The sequence below is a fragment of the Streptomyces sp. NPDC086777 genome (assembly GCF_040702065.1).
Taxonomy (GTDB): Bacteria; Actinomycetota; Actinomycetes; order Streptomycetales; family Streptomycetaceae; genus Streptomyces.
Map to the genome: position 1 here is coordinate 1 of NZ_JBFBJI010000040.1, position 17,715 is coordinate 17,715.

The 17,715-nt window shown below is 73.5% G+C and carries 18 protein-coding genes; 8 read left to right on the top strand and 10 right to left on the bottom strand.

All coding sequences use genetic code 11. The features are described 5' to 3' along the window. Window positions 1-344, bottom strand: a 344-nt coding sequence (locus tag AB0472_RS37295; protein ID WP_366363385.1) for a methylmalonyl-CoA mutase family protein, incomplete at its 3' end; no start/stop codon positions are given. A 200-nt stretch (window positions 345-544) separates the two neighbouring features. On the opposite strand from AB0472_RS37295, the gene AB0472_RS37300 reads away from it, so the two are divergent. Beyond that, window positions 545-1,783 carry an FAD-dependent oxidoreductase gene (locus AB0472_RS37300; protein WP_366363387.1) on the top strand — a complete coding sequence of 413 codons (1,239 nt, stop codon included), beginning with the start codon at window positions 545-547 and terminating at the stop codon, window positions 1,781-1,783. A gap of 45 nt (window positions 1,784-1,828) precedes the next feature. Here AB0472_RS37300 and AB0472_RS37305 read toward each other — a convergent pair whose 3' ends face one another. Genes AB0472_RS37305 through AB0472_RS37320 form a run of 4 tightly spaced genes read right to left on the bottom strand, consistent with a single transcriptional unit; the run spans window position 1,829 to window position 5,145 of the window. Further along, complete coding sequence (locus tag AB0472_RS37305) at window positions 1,829-2,758, bottom strand: ABC transporter substrate-binding protein (RefSeq protein ID WP_366363389.1); 930 nt, start codon at window positions 2,756-2,758, stop codon at window positions 1,829-1,831. A gap of 11 nt (window positions 2,759-2,769) precedes the next feature. Beyond that, on the bottom strand, window positions 2,770-3,468 hold the full coding sequence (locus tag AB0472_RS37310) for an ABC transporter permease (RefSeq protein ID WP_366363391.1): 699 nt from the start codon (window positions 3,466-3,468) through the stop codon (window positions 2,770-2,772). A gap of 1 nt (window position 3,469) precedes the next feature. Next, window positions 3,470-4,111, bottom strand: a complete 642-nt coding sequence (locus AB0472_RS37315; RefSeq protein ID WP_366363393.1) for an ABC transporter permease — start codon at window positions 4,109-4,111, stop codon at window positions 3,470-3,472. After that, window positions 4,108-5,145 (bottom strand): ABC transporter ATP-binding protein, encoded by a 1,038-nt coding sequence (locus AB0472_RS37320; RefSeq protein ID WP_366363395.1) that lies wholly within the window; start codon window positions 5,143-5,145, stop codon window positions 4,108-4,110. Before AB0472_RS37320 ends, AB0472_RS37315 begins: the two co-directional genes overlap by 4 nt. A 141-nt stretch (window positions 5,146-5,286) precedes the next feature. Between AB0472_RS37320 and AB0472_RS37325 the strand changes: the two genes are divergently transcribed. The 3 genes from AB0472_RS37325 (at window position 5,287) to AB0472_RS37335 (ending at window position 8,332) form a co-directional block, all read left to right on the top strand. Further along, window positions 5,287-6,795: an aromatic amino acid ammonia-lyase gene (locus AB0472_RS37325; protein WP_366363397.1), complete on the top strand. Its 1,509-nt coding sequence runs from the start codon at window positions 5,287-5,289 to the stop codon at window positions 6,793-6,795. Further along, complete coding sequence (locus AB0472_RS37330; protein ID WP_366363399.1) at window positions 6,792-7,634, top strand: MurR/RpiR family transcriptional regulator; 843 nt, start codon at window positions 6,792-6,794, stop codon at window positions 7,632-7,634. Before AB0472_RS37325 ends, AB0472_RS37330 begins: the two co-directional genes overlap by 4 nt. A gap of 95 nt (window positions 7,635-7,729) precedes the next feature. Then, on the top strand, window positions 7,730-8,332 hold the full coding sequence (locus AB0472_RS37335; protein WP_366363401.1) for a hypothetical protein: 603 nt from the start codon (window positions 7,730-7,732) through the stop codon (window positions 8,330-8,332). 7 nt (window positions 8,333-8,339) lie between these two features. Here the strand turns inward: AB0472_RS37335 and AB0472_RS37340 are convergent, their stop codons facing one another. From AB0472_RS37340 to AB0472_RS37360, 5 genes are all read right to left on the bottom strand, one after another. Then, window positions 8,340-8,714 (bottom strand): hypothetical protein, encoded by a 375-nt coding sequence (locus AB0472_RS37340; protein WP_360514563.1) that lies wholly within the window; start codon window positions 8,712-8,714, stop codon window positions 8,340-8,342. Window positions 8,715-8,730: 16 nt separating this feature from the next. Beyond that, complete coding sequence (locus tag AB0472_RS37345; RefSeq protein WP_366363403.1) at window positions 8,731-9,231, bottom strand: roadblock/LC7 domain-containing protein; 501 nt, start codon at window positions 9,229-9,231, stop codon at window positions 8,731-8,733. Between the two features lie 31 nt (window positions 9,232-9,262). Continuing rightward, the gene (locus tag AB0472_RS37350) at window positions 9,263-10,054 is read right to left on the bottom strand and encodes a transcriptional regulator (RefSeq protein WP_366363405.1); all 792 of its coding nucleotides are present in this window, start codon (window positions 10,052-10,054) and stop codon (window positions 9,263-9,265) included. Further along, window positions 10,051-10,440, bottom strand: coding sequence for a hypothetical protein (locus AB0472_RS37355; RefSeq protein ID WP_046731666.1), 390 nt, complete (start codon window positions 10,438-10,440; stop codon window positions 10,051-10,053). Before AB0472_RS37355 ends, AB0472_RS37350 begins: the two co-directional genes overlap by 4 nt. Before the next feature lie 172 nt (window positions 10,441-10,612). Beyond that, window positions 10,613-11,971 (bottom strand): diaminopimelate decarboxylase, encoded by a 1,359-nt coding sequence (locus AB0472_RS37360; protein ID WP_366363407.1) that lies wholly within the window; start codon window positions 11,969-11,971, stop codon window positions 10,613-10,615. A 157-nt stretch (window positions 11,972-12,128) separates the two neighbouring features. On the opposite strand from AB0472_RS37360, the gene hutU reads away from it, so the two are divergent. The 4 genes from hutU (at window position 12,129) to hutI (ending at window position 17,708) form a co-directional block, all read left to right on the top strand. Continuing rightward, entirely contained in the window at window positions 12,129-13,793 is a 1,665-nt protein-coding gene (gene hutU, locus AB0472_RS37365; RefSeq protein WP_366363409.1) for a urocanate hydratase, read from the top strand. A gap of 179 nt (window positions 13,794-13,972) precedes the next feature. Beyond that, window positions 13,973-15,175: an allantoate amidohydrolase gene (locus AB0472_RS37370; protein WP_366363501.1), complete on the top strand. Its 1,203-nt coding sequence runs from the start codon at window positions 13,973-13,975 to the stop codon at window positions 15,173-15,175. Then, window positions 15,172-16,512, top strand: a complete 1,341-nt coding sequence (locus AB0472_RS37375) for a formimidoylglutamate deiminase (RefSeq protein ID WP_366363411.1) — start codon at window positions 15,172-15,174, stop codon at window positions 16,510-16,512. The genes AB0472_RS37370 and AB0472_RS37375 overlap by 4 nt, the downstream gene beginning before the upstream one ends. Before the next feature lie 20 nt (window positions 16,513-16,532). Then, on the top strand, window positions 16,533-17,708 hold the full coding sequence (hutI, locus tag AB0472_RS37380) for an imidazolonepropionase (protein ID WP_366363413.1): 1,176 nt from the start codon (window positions 16,533-16,535) through the stop codon (window positions 17,706-17,708). The last annotated feature ends 7 nt before the right edge of the window (window positions 17,709-17,715 follow it).

The following is a 17,715-nucleotide window of genomic DNA, read 5'->3' on the forward strand; positions in this document are numbered from 1 at the left end:
TCGTCCACCGAGTCGATCGCCACACCCACCTTGCCGACCTCACCATGGGCCAGTTGCGCGTCCGAGTCGTACCCCATCTGGGTGGGCAGGTCGAACGCCACCGACAACCCCGTCGTCCCGTTCGCGATCAACTGCCGGTACCGGGCGTTCGACTCCACCGCCGTACCGAAACCCGCGTACTGCCGCATCGTCCACGTCCGGCCCGTGTACATCGTCGGGTACACACCCCGCGTGAACGGGTACGACCCCGGTTCCCCCAGCTGCACCGCCGGATCCCAGTGCCGCGTCGCGGCGGGCCCGTAGACCGGTTCGATGGGCAGTCCGGACTCGGAATCACGTGCCATGGTTCCTCCCGCTCCTGTGTGTCGGTGTCCACGCCCGTCCGCACGGGTCCGCCACCGCGGCCGGACCCCTCGGATGCTAGGGAGACCGGGAGGCCGGACCATCCCCTAGAGCCCCCTTGACTCCCGCCCGGGGACGCGACCCGGGACCGGGCGGTCCGCCACGATGAGGTCCGGACACAGCAGCCGGGACAGGGAGGTCGATGTCAGTGGGAGTCGTCGTCGTGGGCGCGGGAGCGGCCGGGGTGCAGACCGCGGTCGCGTTGCGGGAGCGCGGGTACGCGGGCCCCGTGACCCTGGTCGGAAGCGAGCGGCACCGCCCGTACGACCGGCCGCCGCTGTCCAAGGCGGTGCTGCGCGGCCGGGGCCGGCCCGCGGACGTGTTCTTCGACCTCGACCTCGCGGAGCTCGGTGTCACCGTGGAGCCGGGACGCACCGCCCGGCGGGTGCTCCCGGCCGAGCGGCGCCTGGTCACCTCCGGCGGTGACCTGAGGTACGACACGCTGGTGCTCGCGACCGGCGCGGACCCGGTCCGGCCGCCGGGCGCACCGGTGTACACGCTGCGCACCCTCGACGACGCCGAGCGGCTGCGCGGTGTGCTGGACGCGCGGGGCGAGGTGGTGGTCGTCGGGGCCGGCTGGATCGGCGCCGAGTTCACCACCGCCGCCCGCGAGGCGGGGTGCCGGGTCACCGTGGTGGAGGCGGCCGCCGCACCGCTCGGCGGAGCGCTGCCCGCCGAGGCGACCGCGCCGATGGCGGCGTGGTACGCCGAGGCCGGCGCCGAGCTGCGGCTCGGGACCCGGGTGGCCGAGGTGACGGCGGACGGGGTGCGGCTGGCGGACGGCGGCCGGCTGCGGGCGGACGCGGTGGTGGCCGGGATCGGCGCGCGGCCCGCGACCGGATGGCTCGCCGGCTCCGGGATCGCCCTCGGCGCCCGCGGTGAGGTGGCCGCCGACGCGCACCTGCGGACGTCGGTGCCGGACGTCTACGCGGTCGGGGACTGCGCGTCCTTCCCCTCGGCCCGGTACGGGGAGCGGCTGCTGGTGCACCACTGGGACAACGCGATGCTCGGGGCCAGGGCGGTCGCCGCCCGTCTCGTCGACGGCCCCGGCGCGGCACCCTACGACCCGGTGCCGTACTTCTGGTCCGAGCAGTTCGGGCGGGTCCTGCAGTACGCGGGCCATGCCGGCGCCGGGGAGACGGTGGTACGGCGGGGCACGCCGGGTGCCGGGGACGGCTGGAGCGTGTGCTGGCTGCGCGGCGACCGCCTGACGGCCGTGCTGGCGGTGGACCGGCCCCGGGACCTCGCGCAGGCCAGGCGCCTGATCACCGCCGCCACCCCGGTCGACCCGGGCCGGATCGCGGACCCGGACGCGCCACTGAAGACGGCCGCACGCGCGGTGGCGGGCGCGGCGGTCGGCGAGGCGGTGGGGGCGGTGTGAGCACGGTGGGTGCCCTGCCCCGCCGGCCGGCCCGTGTGTTCCCCGTCAGGCCAGCCCGTGCTGCTTCGCGTAGGCGGCCGCCACGTCCTCCGGGTCCTTCTTGTCGTTGTCGACCTGGCTGTTGAGCTGGGTGAGCTGCTCGGTGGTGAGGACGTTGCCGAGCTCCGCCAGGGCCTTGCGGACGGTGTCGTCGGCCTTGCGGTCGGCGATCAGCGGGACGATGTGCTGGCTGGGGATCAGGTTCTTGGGGTCGGCCAGCACCACCCAGCCGTTGGCGGCGATGTCGGTGTCGGTGGTGAACAGGTTCGCCACGTCCACGTCGCCCTTCTTCAGCGCGCCCTTGACCAGCGGCCCGTCCGAGTCCAGCGACTTGAACTCCTTGAACTGCACGCCGTACACCTCCTGCAGCCCGACCGCGCCCACCCGGCGCTTCTTCACCTCTGGCGCGGCCCCGATCACCAGCCTGCCGTTCTGCCTGGCGAGGTCGGCGAGCGAGGTGAGGCCGTACTTCTGTGCCGTGGCCCGGGTGACGACGAAGCAGTCAGAGTCGGCGGCCTGCCCGTACGACAGCACCTGGAGGCCGGCCGGCAGCGCGAGGGTGAGGGCGTTCTGCATGGTGCCCGGCTCGGCGGAGGCGTCCTTGGGGGCCAGGTAGTTGAGGAGGGCGCCCTGGTACTCGGGCAGCAGGTCGATGTCGCCGGCCTTGAGCGCGGGGATCACGATCTCCCGGGTGCCGAGGTTGGGGCGGACCTTCACCTTCACGCCGGCCTTCTCCAGCACGGCCGCGTAGAGGTAGCCGAGCACCTGGTTCTCGGTGAAGTTGGCGGTGCCGATGGTGATGCCGCCCTTGCTGGAGCCGCCGCCGGCGGCCGAGCCGCTGCTCTCGTTCAGGGAGGTGATGCCGCTGGAGCAGGCGGCGAGGGCGGGGACGGAACCGGCGGCGAGCAGGCCACCGAGGAGGGTACGACGGTTCATGGGCGGGGTCCCTAGACGGTGCGGTTGGGGGTCCCCCCGCTCGAGCGAAGTCGAGAGTGGGGGAGGAAGAGGAAGCGCTGGAGGCTGCTCAGCAGCAGGTCGAGGACGACGGCGACGAGCGCGACCAGCACGGCGCCGCCGAGCACCTGGACGAGGTCGCGCTGGGCGAGTCCGTCGAAGACGTAGCGGCCGAGGCCACCGAAGGAGACGTACGCGGCGATGGTGGCCGTGGCCACGACCTGGATGAGCGCGAGGCGCAGGCCCGTCATGATCAGGGGGAGGGCGAGCGGCAGTTCGACCTGGAGGAGGACCTGACGGCCGCGCATGCCCTGGCCGCGGGCCGCGTCCTTCACGTCCGGGTCGACGGCGGTCATGCCGGCGTAGGTGTTGGTGACGATCGCGGGGACCGCGAGGGCGACCAGCGCCACGTACACCGGCAGCATCGACAGGCCGCCCGCGAGGAAGACCAGCACCACCAGGCCGACGGTCGGCAGGGCGCGGCCGAAGGAGGCCAGGTTGATGGCGAGGAACGCGCCCTTGCCGGTGTGGCCGATCAGCAGGCCGAGCGGGAGGCCGATCGCGGCCGCGATGAGGGTGGCGAGCAGCGAGTACTGGAGGTGCTCGGCGAGGCGGTGGGCGATGCCGTCCTGCCCGGCCCACTGGGAGCCGCTGGTCAGCCAGGTGCCGAGGTTCTTGAAGAGTTCGAACATGTCAGGCTCGCCTCCGCCGCCACGGGGTCAGTACGAACTGGAGCGCGACCAGCAGCGCGTCCGCGACCACCGCGAGCAGGATCGTGAGGACCACGCCCACGATCACCGGGGTCGGGAAGTCGCGCTGGAAGCCGTCGGTGAAGAGCTGGCCGAGGCCGCCGTCGCCGATGTAGGTGGCGACGCTCACCAGCGAGATGGACATGACCGTGGCGATCCGGACGCCCGCCATGATCACGGGGAGGGCCAGCGGGAGTTCGACGGTGAGGAGGGTGCGCAGCGGGCGGGTGCCCATCGCCTTCGCCGCCTCCTTGGTCTTCGCAGGCACCGAGTCCAGGCCCTCGACCGTGTTCCGCAGCAGCACGACCAGGGTGTAGACGGTCAGGCCGATGACGGTCGTGGTCCGGGTCAGGCCGCTGACCGGGAGGAGCAGTACGAAGATCGCGATCGAGGGGATCGTGAAGAGCACGTTGGACAGGCCGAGCAGGAAGCCGCGCAGCGGACGGACCCGGTGGGCGACGACCGCGAGCGGCAGCGAGATCACCAGCCCGAAGAAGACGGCGGTCATGGCGGCCTGGAGGTGGGAGAGGGTGAGGCTGGTGAGGTCGTCGGTGTGGTCGCCGATCCACGACCAGTCGACGGTCATGCCGCCACCGCCCGGGCCGCGCTGTGCGCCTGGCCGGCGTGCGCGTGGATGTCGTCGCGGGACGAGACGCCCGTGAGCCTGCCCGTTGCGTCGACGCGGGCGACGAGTCCGGTCGGGGAGGCGATCGACTCGTCGAGCGCCGCGAGCAGCGAGTCGCCGTCGGCCAGCGGCCGGACGGGGAGTTCGGCGTCCTTCGCGGCCCAGTGCAGGGGTTTGCCCGCCGCGTCCAGGACGAGGGTCCAGGCGCCGCCCTGGGGTGCCGGGCCCTGCGGGACGTCGGCGAGGGTCTTCAGCGAGAGCAGCTTCAGGCCCCGCTCGGCGCCGAGGAAGTCCGCCACGAAGTCGTCGGCCGGACGGGCCAGGAGCTCTTCGGGCGGGGCGCACTGGACCAGGTGGCCGCCGGTGCGGAAGATCGCGATCCGGTCGCCGAGCCGCACGGCCTCGTCGACGTCGTGCGTGACGAAGACGATGGTCTTGTTCAACTCCTTCTGCAGTCGCAGCAGTTCGTCCTGGAGCTGGGTGCGCACCACCGGGTCGACGGCGCCGAACGGTTCGTCCATCAGCAGCACGGGCGGGTCGGCGGCGAGCGCGCGGGCCACGCCGACGCGCTGCTGCTGGCCGCCGGAGAGCTGGTGCGGGTAGCGCTTGCCGGCGTCGGCGGCGAGGCCGACGGTCTCCAGGAGTTCGGCGGCGCGGGCGCGGGCCTTCCTCCGGTTCCAGCCGAGCAGCAGCGGGACGGTGGCGACGTTGTCCAGCACCGTGCGGTGCGGGAAGAGGCCGGCCTGCTGGATGACGTACCCGATGGACCGGCGCAGTTCGGCGGCGTCCTGCTCGGTGACGTCCTCGCCGTTCACCCTGATCGTGCCGGAGGTCGGCTCGACCATCCGGTTGATCATCCGCAGGGTGGTGGTCTTGCCGCAACCGGAGGAGCCGACCAGGACGGTGACCCCGCCCTCCGGCATCTCCAGGGAGAGATCGTGAACTGCTGTGGTGCCGTTGGGGAAGCGCTTGTGGACCGCGTCGAACTGGATCATGAGATGTCCCTTGCCCGGCTGTATAACGTCATGCAGAGTTCTCGGTAGGTGAATAGGTTGTCAACGGTCTCGCGTTAATCCGAGGTAACGGATGGCCGATGGACAAGATTGGGTGTCCGGATTGAGGGAGGTTTGGGCGTGATGTCGTCTCGTATCTTGGACACTCCGGGAATAGCGCATTCCGGCCTGGTGGTCCTCGACGGCATCGGCATGGGTGTCGAGGACGTCGTCCACCTCGCCGACGGCACCGCCCGCCCGGTCCCGGGCACCGAGGCGATGCGTCGTGCGGAGGAGTCCTGGAACGCCGCCCGGCAGATCGCCGCGACCGGCCGCGTCTACGGCCGGTCCACCGGCGTCGGCGCCAACCGGAACGAGGACGTGCCCACCGAGGCCGCCGCCGGACACGGGCTGCGGCTGCTGCGCAGCCACGCCGGCGCGATCGGCGACGAACTGCCCGCCCGCCAGGTCCGCGCGATGCTCGCGGTGCGCGCCAACCAGCTGCTGGCCGGCGGCGCGGGCCTCCGGCCGACCGTGGTGACGGCGCTGTGCGAGGCGCTGGAGTCCGGCGCGTACCCGGCCGTCAACGAGTTCGGCTCGGTCGGCACCGGGGACATCGCGGCCCTCGCCCAGATGGGCCTCGCACTGGCGGGGGAGCACCCCTGGCGGGGCACCGGGGCGCCGGCCGCCCAGCCGCTGGACAACAACGACGCCCTCGCCCTGATCAGCAGCAACGCCCTCACCCTCGGCCAGTCCGCGCTCGCCCTGCACGAACTGCGCGGGCTGATCGAGGCGACCCAGGTGGTGGCGGCCCTGTCGCTGCTGGCCGTCGACGGCTCCCACGAGGCGTTCGCGGCACCCGTGCACGCGGCCCGCCCGCACCGGGGGAGCGTCGAGGCCGCCCGCCGGATGCGGGAGCTGATCGGCGCCGCCGACCGGCCGACCCCGCCGCTCGGCCGGATCCAGGACCCGTACGGCTTCCGCTGCCTGCCCCAGATCCACGGGCCGGCCCACGACGCGGCCGACGCCCTGGAAGGCGTGCTCGCGATCGAGATCAACGCGGCCGCCGAGAACCCCCTCATCTCCGCCGAGGACCTGGCCGCCTACCACCACGGCGGCTTCTACCAGGCCCAGCTCGCCCTCGCCCTGGACCACTTCCGGCTCGCGGTCACCCAGGTCGCACGCCTGTCCACCTCCCGCCTCTCCTCCCTCAACGAGCCCGCCTTCACCCGCCTGCGCCCCTTCCTCGCCGACCAGGAGCCCGCCTCCTCCGGCGTGATGATCCTGGAGTACGCCGCCGGCGCCGCCCTCGGCGACCTGCGCGCCTTCTCCGCGCCCGCCTCCCTCGGGCACGCTGTACTCTCCCGAGGCGTCGAGGAACAGGCCAGTTTCGCCTCGCTCGCCGCCCGTCAAACGCTGCGCGCCTGCCGTGCGTACCGTCTGGTGGTCGGCTGCGAACTCGTCGCCGCCGTACGGGCGCTGCGCCAGCGCGAGCTGCGTCCCGACCCCGGGCTCGGGGCGGGGCGGGCGCTGGAGCTCGCCGAGGCGGCGCTGGAGGCGGACCCGGCCGACCGGCCGCTCACGGACGACGTCACCGCGGCGGCCGGGCTGCTCGACCGGTTCACGGACATCTGGAGGGGGAGCACGTCATGAACGTGACCGACAGCCCTGCGACTCGCTTGCAGGCGCTCTTCGAAGGGCACCGGCTCACGCCGACCCAGCGGCGCATCGCGCACAGCATGGTGCGGCGCGCCGCCGACGTGCCCTTCCTGTCCAGCGTGGAGCTGGCCGAACTGGCCGGGGTCAGCCAGCCCTCCGTCACCCGGTTCGCGGTCGCCCTCGGCTTCGACGGCTACCCGGCGCTGCGCAAGCACCTGCGCGAGGTGGTCCCCGCCGAACAGGCGGCCGGCATCGGGTCGTACAACGAGTACCAGCAGGCCGTCGAGGCCGAGATCGAGAACCTCCGGCACCTCGCTGAGGTGCTCGCCGACCCGCGCCCGGTGCAGCAGGCCGGCCGGCTGCTGGCCGCCTCCCGGCCGCTCCCGGTCCTCGGACTGCGCGCCGCCGCCTCGCAGGCGTACGGCTTCGCCTACTTCGCCGCCAAGGTGCATCCGGACGTCCGGCTGCTCAACGAGGGCGGCACGATGATCCACGACCGCATCGACGCGGCCGTCCTCGCCGGCGCCTCGGCGCTGCTGTGCTTCGCACTGCCCCGGCACCCGCGCGAGGTCGTGGACACCCTCGGGTACGCGAAGGAGGCCGGGCTGGCCGTCGTGACCGTCGCCGACTCCGCCTTCGCGCCGGTCGCCAAGGTCTCCGACCTGCTGCTGCCGGCCGCCGTCGGCACCGGGCTCGCCTTCGACACCGCGTGCGCGCCGATGCTGCTCGGCCGGGTGCTCCTGGAGGCGATGTGCGACGACCTGCCGGACGCGCAGGCCCGGCTGGAGGAGTTCGACACCCGGGCGGCGGCGCGGGGCCTGTTCGTGGAGTGAGCCCGCGCCGAAGGCTTCTTTAAGACTCGTCTCACGTTCGCTGGTTAGCGTCCCGCCGTACGGACTGGACCGACACCGGCGAGGAGGCTGCGGACATGGCGCGTGCGGGACGAGGGGTGCGAGGCGGGCAGGGCCTGGCCCGGGTGGCCGTGGTCGTACGGGCCGGGGCCGCCCCGCTGTGGTGGTCCGGGGTGTTCGCGGCCGGCGTCGGGGTGCTGCCGCCGGGGTTCACCGGACGCCGCATCGGCGTCATGGCCGGGGCCGCGCTGTTCGTCGTCGGCGCCGCCGTCGTGGCCCTCACCCGCCGCAGGCGGTACACCGCCCTGCTGCACGGGGCCGCCCGGGCCGGCAGGCACGACGTGCTCCAGGACCGGGCGGTGACCGTGCGGAACTGGCGCCGGGGGCACCGCTGGTGGCTGCTGCTCGCCTTCGTCGTCGCCCTCGGCTCGGCCTTCGTGGTGCCCGCGGCCGGCGGCCTGCTGCTGGCCGGGACCGGCACCGGTCTGCACCTGAAGGCGGCCTGGCTGGGCCGCCGGGAGAAGGCCGGCGGACAGCTCGTGTGGCTGCGCGTCGACTGGCTCGGCAAGCGCGGTGGCCGCCCGGCCGGCAAGGCCGTCAAGGCCTACCGCGGTACCGGGATCGCGGCGGGCGACGCGGCCCCGGGCGGGACCCGCCGCCGCACCGCGGCGCTGGTGTGAGGCCCGGTCAGACCTCCAGCTCCTCCTCGATCTTCTTCAGCTGGTGCCGGGCCATCGCCAGGTTGGCGCGGGAGGCGTCGAGCACCAGGTAGAGGAAGAGGCCGTTGCCGCCCCGGCCCTTGAGGAGCCGGATCAGGTGGTACGCGTTGGAGAGCGTGATCAGGATGTCCTCGATCTCGCCCTTGAGGCCGAGGTGTTCCATGGTGCGCATCTTGGCGCGGATCACGTCGGTGTTGCCGGCCGCGGCCACGTTCAGGTCGAAGGTCTTGCTGCCGCCCATCGTGCCCAGCGCCATCCCGCTGGTGTAGTCGACGAGCGCCACGCCGGTGGCGCCTTCGATGGAGGTGAGGCACTCTTTCAGCGCGGTTTCGGTGTTGGCCATGACTTTCTGGTTCCTTTCAACTGTCGGTTGCGGTGCGCGCGTCGGTGGTGGTGCTGGTCCGTGGCGTGCGCGTGGATCTGGTCCGTGTGGCTGTGGCGCGGGCCGGGCGCAGGGCCTTGGCGGCGGCTTCGGCGGCGTCGACCACCTCGCCGATCCGGGCGGCGGCCCGGCGGCCCTCCAGGTGGAGGCGGCCGACGTTCACCCGGTCCTCGGCGAGCAGGGTGAGCACGGCGCTGCGGCCGGCGGCGTAGGTGGCGACGTAGCCGTCGTCGCCGCGCACCAGCAGCTCCCTGAGCTCGCCCTTGCCGGTGGCGTCGGAGACCCGGACGGCGACGCCGAGTTCGGCCGCGGTGAGCGCGGCGAGCCCCTCCGGATCGACGCCCGGGCAGTCGTGGGCGACGACCAGGCCGTCGACACCGGCCGCGAGGGCGCCGGTGAGCTGGGGCATCCGGGTGCGTAACCGGCGCAGTTCGTCGAGGACGGCCTCTCTGTCGGAGCTGCCGGGTTCTGCCGCCATCAGCTGTCTCCTCTCGGCGGGGCGGTGCCGTTCAAAGGGCCTCCAGCGCATCCCTGAGCCTCTTCAGCAGCGCGATGTCGGGGTCGGTGACGGGGGGGATCGGGGGCGGGAGGGGCGCGGTGTTCCTCCGGGCGAGGAGTCCGGCCGCCGCCAGCCGCCGTACGTCCACCAGCGTGTGGAAGGTCGGTCGGCCCAGTTCCCGGGCGATCTGCGGGGCCGTGCGGACGCCGTCCACCCGGTCCAGGACCGCCCGCTGCCGGGGGGTGACCGGCGGTGGTGCGAGGGGGTCGGCGCGGATCAGCGGGGCGCCGTCGGCCGAGGGGTCGGGCCAGATGCGGTGCAGCAGCTCGCGGCGGCGCAGGGTCTCGCGCTCCAGGGCGGTGACGGGGACCGCGGGCAGCAGTCCCGCGGCGGCCGTGGCGCCGTACCGGAACCGGCCCGGGGTGCTGCTGGGCGCCAGCGCGAAGTATCCGGCGTCGTACAGGGCGCCGAGCCGGCACACCTCCAGGGCGCCTCGCGGGAGCAGCCCGGCGGCGAGCAGCCGGCGGACCGCGGCGGATGTGTCGTCGGTCCAGGGCCAGGCCGCCGCGTCGAGCGTGCCGCGGGCCGTGAGGAGCACGTCGAGGCCGGGTGCAAGGGGGCTCTCGGCGTGCACCACGCGGCCCTCGGCCAGATGCAGGGTGCCGTGCTCGCGGACCAGGACACCGGTGGCCCGCTCCTCGGCGAGGCGTATCAGCATCGGGGAGAGCGCGCCGGGCGCTCTCTCGTGCAGGGCCGCCCGGTCCCGGACCGGCAGCGGTGGAGGGGTCTCGACCACGGTCATCCCAGCACCAGCCGCTCGGCCATCTCGCCGAGCCGGATCCGGGCGAGGGCGAGATTGCCGTCCTCGCGGGTCAGCCACAGATGCAGGAACACGGTGGCGTCGAAGGACGTGACCACGAACCGCAGCAGGTGGTAGCTGTCCCGGTTGCTGACGATCAGGTCCTCCACCGGGGGGCTCACCTCGGTGTCGTCCTCCGTGCTGAACGCCCCGTGCTCGGCGGCCAGCCGGGCCAGCTCGGCGGCCTCCGCGGCGGTGGTCTCGTGGTCACCGCCGGGCGCCTCCCCGACCGTGCCCAGGGCCAGCCCGCTGGTCCAGTCGACCAGCGCGGCGCCCCGGGCACCGGGCAGTCGCATGGCTTCCAGTAAGCACTCGTCGATTCCGGGCACCGAGGCTCCCCTCCCGCCGCGTGGCTCTCCGGTTGAGTGACGCAGACACTACGCAACGTGTGCGTGAGGGGTGAGGCGTTTGGCATTTTCCAGTGGAACGTGCACCCGGCAGGCTAGTGTTGGTCAACTGGGCTGCTTTTCGCACCAGTTGATCCCCGCTGTCCGAGGTGTCTCAACGGCTTCCGGTTGCGCGCAGGGTGGTGAGCGAGTCGGCGTGCGCCCCTCCGGATTCGGCCACGACCTCGGCGACCGTCTGCGGCTCCCGTGCGACGGCGAACGCCACGCCCCCGTCGCCGTCCGGCGCGAAGCCGTAAACCCCCGGCCGGGCAAGGGAGTTGTAGGAGTAGTGGCTGCCGAAGTAGTACGCCCCGGTGTCCAGCGCGGCGGCGAGGTCCCCCTGCTCCAACGGCGGCAGCAGGCGCCCCTCGGCGAGCAGGTCGCCCGCGAAACAGGCCGGCCCCGCCACGTCCTGCACCACCGGCGCCCCCTCCTTGGGCCGCCCCTTCGCGTCGTACGCGGCGATCCGCAGCGGCCACGCCCCCGGCACGTACACCGTCCGCGGCGCCACCTGCACCCCCGCGTGGGTCACCGCGATCCGCCGCCCGCCGGAGCTCTTCGCGTACTCCACCCGCGCCACCACCGTGCCGTGCCGCGCCAGCAGCGACCGCCCGAACTCCGTCACCAGCCCGTACCGCCCGTCGAACAGCCCCGGCACCGCCTCCGCCAGCAGCCGTGCGTACTGCGCGAACGTCGGCCGCGTCGCCTCGGAGGCGAAGTTCACCGAAAGCCCGCCCCCGATGTCGAGGGTGTCGACCTGCCGGCGCCCGACCCGCGCGTTGATCTCCTCGGCCAGCGCGTAGGTCTCCGCCACGCCCCGCGCCAGCAGCGACAGCGAGATCCCCTGCGACCCGGTGTGCGCGTGCAGCCGCGTCAGCCACGGCCGGTCCGTGAACGCCCGGACGACCCACTCCCGGGCCCCGCCGTCGCGCAGCCCCACCCCGAACTTCGAGGTCGCGGTCGCGGTGGAGGTGGCCTCGATGGTGCCCGCGCCGATCTGCGGGTTCACCCGGATCCCGAGCGGCGCGGAGGCGGTGGTGCCCACGAGGGTGTCCAGGCGCCGGAGCTCCTGCGGGTTGTCCGCGTTCACCGCGACGCCCAGCGCCAGCGCCTCGCGCAGCTCGGCCGCCGTCTTCGCGGGCGCGTCGAACACGATCCGCTCCGCCGGGACCCCGGCCGCCCGCGCCAGCGCCAGCTCGCCCGCGCTGGCCACCTCGGCGCCCAGACCGGCGCCGGCCAGCAGCCGCACCACCGGGACCAGCGGGTTCGCCTTCACCGCGAAGGCGTGCAGGATCGCGGTGCCGGGCGCCGCGGCCGCCTCGAACGCCCGGCGCAGCTCCGCGGCCGACGCCCGGATGCCCGGCACGTCCAGCAGGCCTACGATCGGCGCGTCCGGCCCCAGCAGTCCCTGCTCCACCGCCGCCCGCACGGCGTCGTCCCGCCGCCCGGCCCGCTCGCCGTCGTCCTCCGACATGTCACCGTCCACACCCTTGAGACCCATAAGTCCAGCCAAACATCCGGAACCCGGCCGTGCTGGCGGACCGGACGTATTGACTAGTTCTATTCAGAGAGTCAGGATGTGAATAACAAGAGGAACACCATACTGGCAGGCATTCGCTAGGAGGCAGACCATGTCAGGACCCCGCCCCGTACGAGCACCGCGCGGTACGGAACTGAGCGCCCTGGGATGGCAGCAGGAAGCCGCCCTGCGCATGCTGCAGAACAACCTGGACCCCGAGGTCGCCGAGCATCCCGACAAGCTCGTCGTCTACGGCGGCACCGGCAAGGCCGCCCGCGACTGGCGCTCCTTCGACGCCATGGTCCGCACCCTGCGCACCCTCAAGCAGGACGAGACCATGCTGGTCCAGTCCGGCCGCCCGGTCGGCGTGATGCAGACCCACGAGTGGGCCCCGCGCGTCCTCATCGCCAACTCCAACCTGGTCGGCGACTGGGCCAACTGGGAGGAGTTCCGCCGCCTGGAGGCCCTCGGCCTGACCATGTACGGCCAGATGACCGCCGGCTCCTGGATCTACATCGGCACCCAGGGCATCCTCCAGGGCACCTACGAGACCTTCGCCGCCGTCGCCGCGAAGAAGTTCAACGGCACCCTCGCCGGGACCATCACCCTCACCGCCGGCCTCGGCGGCATGGGCGGCGCCCAGCCCCTCGCGGTCACCATGAACGACGGCGTCGCCATCTGCATCGACGTCGACCCGCGCGCCATCGAGCGCCGGATCGAGCACCGGTACCTGGACGTGAAGGCCGACTCGCTCGACCACGCACTCCAGCTGGCCACCGAGGCCCGCGACGCCCGCCGCCCGCTCTCCATCGGCGTCCTCGGCAACGCGGCCGAGCTGGTCCCGCAGCTGCTCGCGATGAACGCGCCGATCGACATCGTCACGGACCAGACCTCCGCCCACGACCCGCTGGCCTACCTGCCCGTGGGCGTGGCCTTCGAGGACATGGCGGACGCGGCGGCCAAGGACCCGGCGGGCTTCACCACCCGCGCCCGCGAGTCCATGGCCCGCCACGTCGAGGCCATGGTCGGCTTCATGGACGCCGGCGCCGAGGTCTTCGACTACGGCAACTCCATCCGCGGCGAGGCGCAACTGGCCGGCTACGACCGGGCGTTCGCCTTCCCCGGCTTCGTCCCCGCCTACATCCGCCCGCTCTTCTCCGAGGGCAAGGGCCCCTTCCGCTGGGCGGCCCTGTCCGGCGAGGCCTCCGACATCGCCAAGACCGACAAGGCGATCCTCGACCTCTTCCCGGAGAACGAGTCCCTCGCCCGCTGGATCAAGCTGGCCGGCGAGCGGGTCCACTTCCAGGGCCTGCCCGCACGCATCTGCTGGCTCGGCTACGGCGAGCGCGACAAGGCCGGCGAGCGGTTCAACGACATGGTGGCGAGCGGCGAGCTGGCCGCGCCGCTGGCGATCGGCCGCGACCACCTCGACTGCGGCTCCGTGGCCTCCCCCTACCGCGAGACCGAGGCCATGCTGGACGGCTCCGACGCGATCGCCGACTGGCCGCTGCTGAACGCGATGGTCAACGTGGCTTCCGGCGCGTCCTGGGTCTCCATCCACCACGGCGGCGGGGTCGGCATGGGGCGGTCCATCCACGCCGGGCAGGTGACCGTCGCCGACGGCACCAAGCTGGCCGGCGAGAAGATCCGCCGAGTGCTCACCAACGACCCCGGCATGGGCGTCATCCGGCACGTGGACGCCGGGTACGACATCGCGGAGTCGGTCGCCGAGGAGCGGGGCGTCCGGGTGCCGATGCGCGAGGGTGACGACGCGTGACGAAGAGCGGGGACTCTCCGGTGGGGGCCGAGCTCTCGTCGCCGGGTGCGGGTGCGGGTGCGGGTGCGGGTGCGGCTGTGCCCACCCGTTCCGCCCTGCGGAACGACTGCCCGCAGCCGGTACGGGCACAGGGCCCGCGGCCGGTCCGGGCCGAGGGCGGTGCGGCCTCCTTCCACTCCATGTGGAAGGAGTTGCTCCCGGTCGGCCGGCACCCCGACTCCCGTGGTTACCGGCGCTTCGCCTGGACCGGGGCCGACGCCGACTGCCGGGCCTGGTTCCGGGAGCAGGCAGAGGGGCGCGGGCTGGCGTACGAGGTCGACCGGAACGGGAACCAGTGGGCCTGGCTCGGGGATCCGGCGGCCGGGAACGCCGTCGTCACCGGGTCGCACCTGGACTCCGTGCCGGACGGCGGGGCCTTCGACGGCCCCCTCGGCGTCGTGTCCTCCTTCGCCGCGCTCGACGAACTCCGTGGCAGGGGCGCCGATTTCACCCGGTCCCTCGCCATCGTCAACTTCGGTGACGAGGAGGGCGCCCGGTTCGGGCTCGCCTGTGTCGGATCGCGGCTGACCGCCGGGCACCTCACCGTCGAGCAGGCCCACCGGCTCACCGACGGGGACGGCGTCACGCTGCCGCAGGCCATGGCAGCCGCCGGCTACGACCCCGACGCCATCGGGCCCGACCCCGAGCGGCTCGCCCGGATCGGTGCGTTCGTCGAGCTGCACGTCGAACAGGGCCGGGCGCTGGACCTGTCCGGCGACCGGGTCGGCATCGCCAGTGCCATCTGGCCGCACGGACGCTGGCGGTTCGACTTCCGCGGCGAGGCCAACCATGCGGGCACGACCCGCCTGGTGGACCGGCGCGACCCCATGCTGTCGTACGCCGAGACCGTGCTCGCCGCCCGCCGCGAGGCCGAACTCGCCGGTGCCGTCGCCACCTTCGGCAAGATCGCCGTCGAGCCGAACGGCGTCAACGCCATCCCCTCCCTGGTGCGCGGCTGGCTCGACTCCCGCGCCGCCGACCAGGCCACCCTCGACACCGTCGTCGGCGGCATCGAGAAGGCGGCCCGGGAGTACGCGCAGGCGCACGGCATCGACCTGGACGTGGTCCGCGAGTCGTTCACCCCGGTCGTCGAGTTCGACCACGCCCTGCGCGACGAGCTGGGGCGCGTACTCGGCCGGGACACCGGACTCACCGTGCCCGTCCTGGGCACCGGGGCCGGACACGACGCCGGGATCCTCTCCGGGAGCATCCCGACCGCCATGCTGTTCGTGCGCAACCCCACCGGCGTCTCGCACTCCCCGGCCGAGTTCGCGGCCGAGGACGACTGCGTGGCCGGGGTGAGCGCGCTCGCCGACGTACTGGAAGGGCTGGCCTGCGGGTGACGACACGGACGACGTACTGGTTGGAGCACGCCTGGCTGGACACGCACGTCGAGCCGGGCGTCGCCGTGGAGGTGGCGGGCGGACGGATCACGGCGGTGCGCACCGAGGTGCCCGCGCCGCCGCCCGGTGCCGAGGTGCTGCGCGGCCTGACCCTCCCCGGCCTGGCGAACGCCCACTCGCACGCCTTCCACCGCGCCCTGCGCTCCACCGTCCAGGTCGGCTCCGGGACCTTCTGGACCTGGCGCGAGCTGATGTACACCTTCGCCGACGAGCTGACCCCGGAGACCTACCACGCGCTCGCCCGCGCCGTGTACGCCGAGATGGCGCTGGCGGGCGTCTCCTGCGTCGGCGAGTTCCACTACGTCCACCACGCCCCCGGCGGCACCCCGTACGCCGACCCCAACGCCATGGGCGAGGCCCTGATCGCGGCGGCCGCCGACGCCGGGATCCGGATCACCCTCCTCGACACCGCCTACCTGTCCAGCGGCTTCGGCGAGCCGCCCAACGCCCACCAGCTGCGCTTCTCCGACGGCAGCGCGGAAGCCTGGGCCGAACGCTGTTCAGTTCTCAAGGAACGCGATCACGCACGGATCGGGGCGGCGATCCACTCCGTACGGGCCGTGCCCGCCGGGCAGCTGGCGACCGTGGCCGGCTGGGCCGAGGAGCGGCGGGCCCCGCTCCACGTGCACCTGTCCGAGCAGACAGGGGAGAACGACGCCTGCCTGGCCGCCCACGGCCGCACCCCCACCCGGCTGCTCGCCGACCACGGCGTCCTCGGACCGCGCACCACCGGCGTCCACAACACCCACCTCACCGACGAGGACATCGCGCTGCTCGGCGGCACCGGCACCGGCACCTGCATGTGCCCGACCACCGAGCGCGACCTGGCCGACGGCATCGGACCGGCCGTCGCCCTGCAGCGCGCGGGCTCGCCGCTCTCCCTCGGCTCCGACAGCCACGCCGTCATCGACCTGTTCGAAGAGGCCCGCGCGATGGAGCTGAACGAGCGGCTGCGCACCCGCACCAGGGGCCACTGGACGGCCGCCGCCCTGCTCCGTGCCGCCTCCGCCGACGGGCACGCCGCCCTCGGCTGGGACGACGCGGGCGCCATCGAGACCGGCATGCTCGCCGACCTGACGACGATCGCGCTCGACTCCGTCAGAACCGCGGGGCCGCTGCCGCGGCTGGGCGCCGAGACGGCCGTATTCGCGGCGACCGCGGCGGACGTACGGCACACGGTCGTCGGAGGACGGCACGTCGTACGGGACGGCGCGCACACCCTCGTACCCGATGTGCCACAGGCCCTCGCGCGGGCCGTCGAAGCCCTTCGCGCCTGACGACCACCCACGAGGACACCATGAGCAGCAGCACCGCCATCACCGACATCGCCACGCTGGTCACCAACGACCCCTCCCTGGGTGACAACTCCCCTCTCGGCCTGATCCGGGACGCGGCCGTCGTCATCGAGGACGACCGTGTCGTGTGGACCGGTGAATCCAGCAAAGCACCCGCCACTGACAATCGGGTCGACGCGGGCGGCCGGGCGGTGCTGCCGGGGTTCGTGGACTCCCACTCCCACCTGGTCTTCGCGGGCGACCGCACCCAGGAGTTCAACGCCCGTATGTCCGGCCGCTCCTACACGGCGGGCGGCATCCGGACGACCGTCGCGGCCACCCGCGCCGCCACGGACGAGGAGCTGGAGCGGAACCTCACGCACTACCTCGCCGAGGCACTCCGGCAGGGCACCACCACCTTCGAGACGAAGTCCGGCTACGGCCTGACGGTCGCCGACGAGGCGCGGGCCCTGCGCATCGCGGCGCGGCACACCGACGAGGTGACGTACCTCGGCGCCCACGTCGTCCCGCCCGACCACGCCGACGACCCGGCCGCCTACGTCGAGCTGGTCACCGGCGAGATGCTCGAAGCCTGCGCCCCCTACGCCCGCTGGATCGACGTGTTCTGCGAGAAGGGCGCCTTCGACGGCGACCAGGCCAGGGCCGTCCTCGCCGCGGGAAGGGCCAAGGGCCTGACCCCGCGCATCCACGCCAACCAGCTCTCCTACGGCCCCGGCGTCCAGCTCGCCGTTGAACTCGACGCGGCCAGCGCCGACCACTGCACCCACCTGACGGCGGCGGACGTGGACGCCCTCGCGAACAGCCGGACGGTCGCCACCCTCCTGCCCGGCGCCGAGTTCTCCACCCGCGCCGAGTGGCCCGACGCCCGCCGCCTCCTCGACGCCGGCGTGACGGTCGCCCTCTCCACCGACTGCAACCCCGGCTCGTCCTTCACCTCCTCCGTCCCCTTCTGCATCGCGCTGGCCGTCCGCGACATGCGCATGACCCCCGACGAGGCCGTCTGGTCGGCCACGGCGGGCGGCGCGGCGGCCCTGCGCCGGACCGACATCGGCCGCCTGACCCCGGGCGCCCGCGCCGACCTCCTCCTCCTGGACGCCCCCAGCCACGTCCACCTGGCCTACCGGCCGGGGGTGCCGCTGGTCAGTGAGGTGTGGCGGCGGGGCGAGAAGGTCGCCTGACGATCGG

Excerpts from the sequence above, each read along its gene's own strand:
- AB0472_RS37345 (WP_366363403.1), bottom strand. The coding sequence starts at position 9,231 with ATGGCGGCAGAACCCGGCAGCTCCGACAGAGAGGCCGTCCTCGACGAA.
- AB0472_RS37335 (WP_366363401.1), top strand. The coding sequence starts at position 7,730 with ATGGCGCGTGCGGGACGAGGGGTGCGAGGCGGGCAGGGCCTGGCCCGG.
- AB0472_RS37320 (WP_366363395.1), bottom strand. The coding sequence starts at position 5,145 with ATGATCCAGTTCGACGCGGTCCACAAGCGCTTCCCCAACGGCACCACA.
- AB0472_RS37305 (WP_366363389.1), bottom strand. The coding sequence starts at position 2,758 with ATGAACCGTCGTACCCTCCTCGGTGGCCTGCTCGCCGCCGGTTCCGTC.
- AB0472_RS37300 (WP_366363387.1), top strand. The coding sequence starts at position 545 with ATGTCAGTGGGAGTCGTCGTCGTGGGCGCGGGAGCGGCCGGGGTGCAG.
- hutI (WP_366363413.1), top strand. The coding sequence starts at position 16,533 with ATGAGCAGCAGCACCGCCATCACCGACATCGCCACGCTGGTCACCAAC.
- AB0472_RS37330 (WP_366363399.1), top strand. The coding sequence starts at position 6,792 with ATGAACGTGACCGACAGCCCTGCGACTCGCTTGCAGGCGCTCTTCGAA.
- AB0472_RS37340 (WP_360514563.1), bottom strand. The coding sequence starts at position 8,714 with ATGGCCAACACCGAAACCGCGCTGAAAGAGTGCCTCACCTCCATCGAA.
- AB0472_RS37350 (WP_366363405.1), bottom strand. The coding sequence starts at position 10,054 with ATGACCGTGGTCGAGACCCCTCCACCGCTGCCGGTCCGGGACCGGGCG.
- AB0472_RS37315 (WP_366363393.1), bottom strand. The coding sequence starts at position 4,111 with ATGACCGTCGACTGGTCGTGGATCGGCGACCACACCGACGACCTCACC.
- AB0472_RS37360 (WP_366363407.1), bottom strand. The coding sequence starts at position 11,971 with ATGTCGGAGGACGACGGCGAGCGGGCCGGGCGGCGGGACGACGCCGTG.
- AB0472_RS37310 (WP_366363391.1), bottom strand. The coding sequence starts at position 3,468 with ATGTTCGAACTCTTCAAGAACCTCGGCACCTGGCTGACCAGCGGCTCC.
- AB0472_RS37325 (WP_366363397.1), top strand. The coding sequence starts at position 5,287 with ATGTCGTCTCGTATCTTGGACACTCCGGGAATAGCGCATTCCGGCCTG.
- AB0472_RS37370 (WP_366363501.1), top strand. The coding sequence starts at position 13,973 with ATGTGGAAGGAGTTGCTCCCGGTCGGCCGGCACCCCGACTCCCGTGGT.
- hutU (WP_366363409.1), top strand. The coding sequence starts at position 12,129 with ATGTCAGGACCCCGCCCCGTACGAGCACCGCGCGGTACGGAACTGAGC.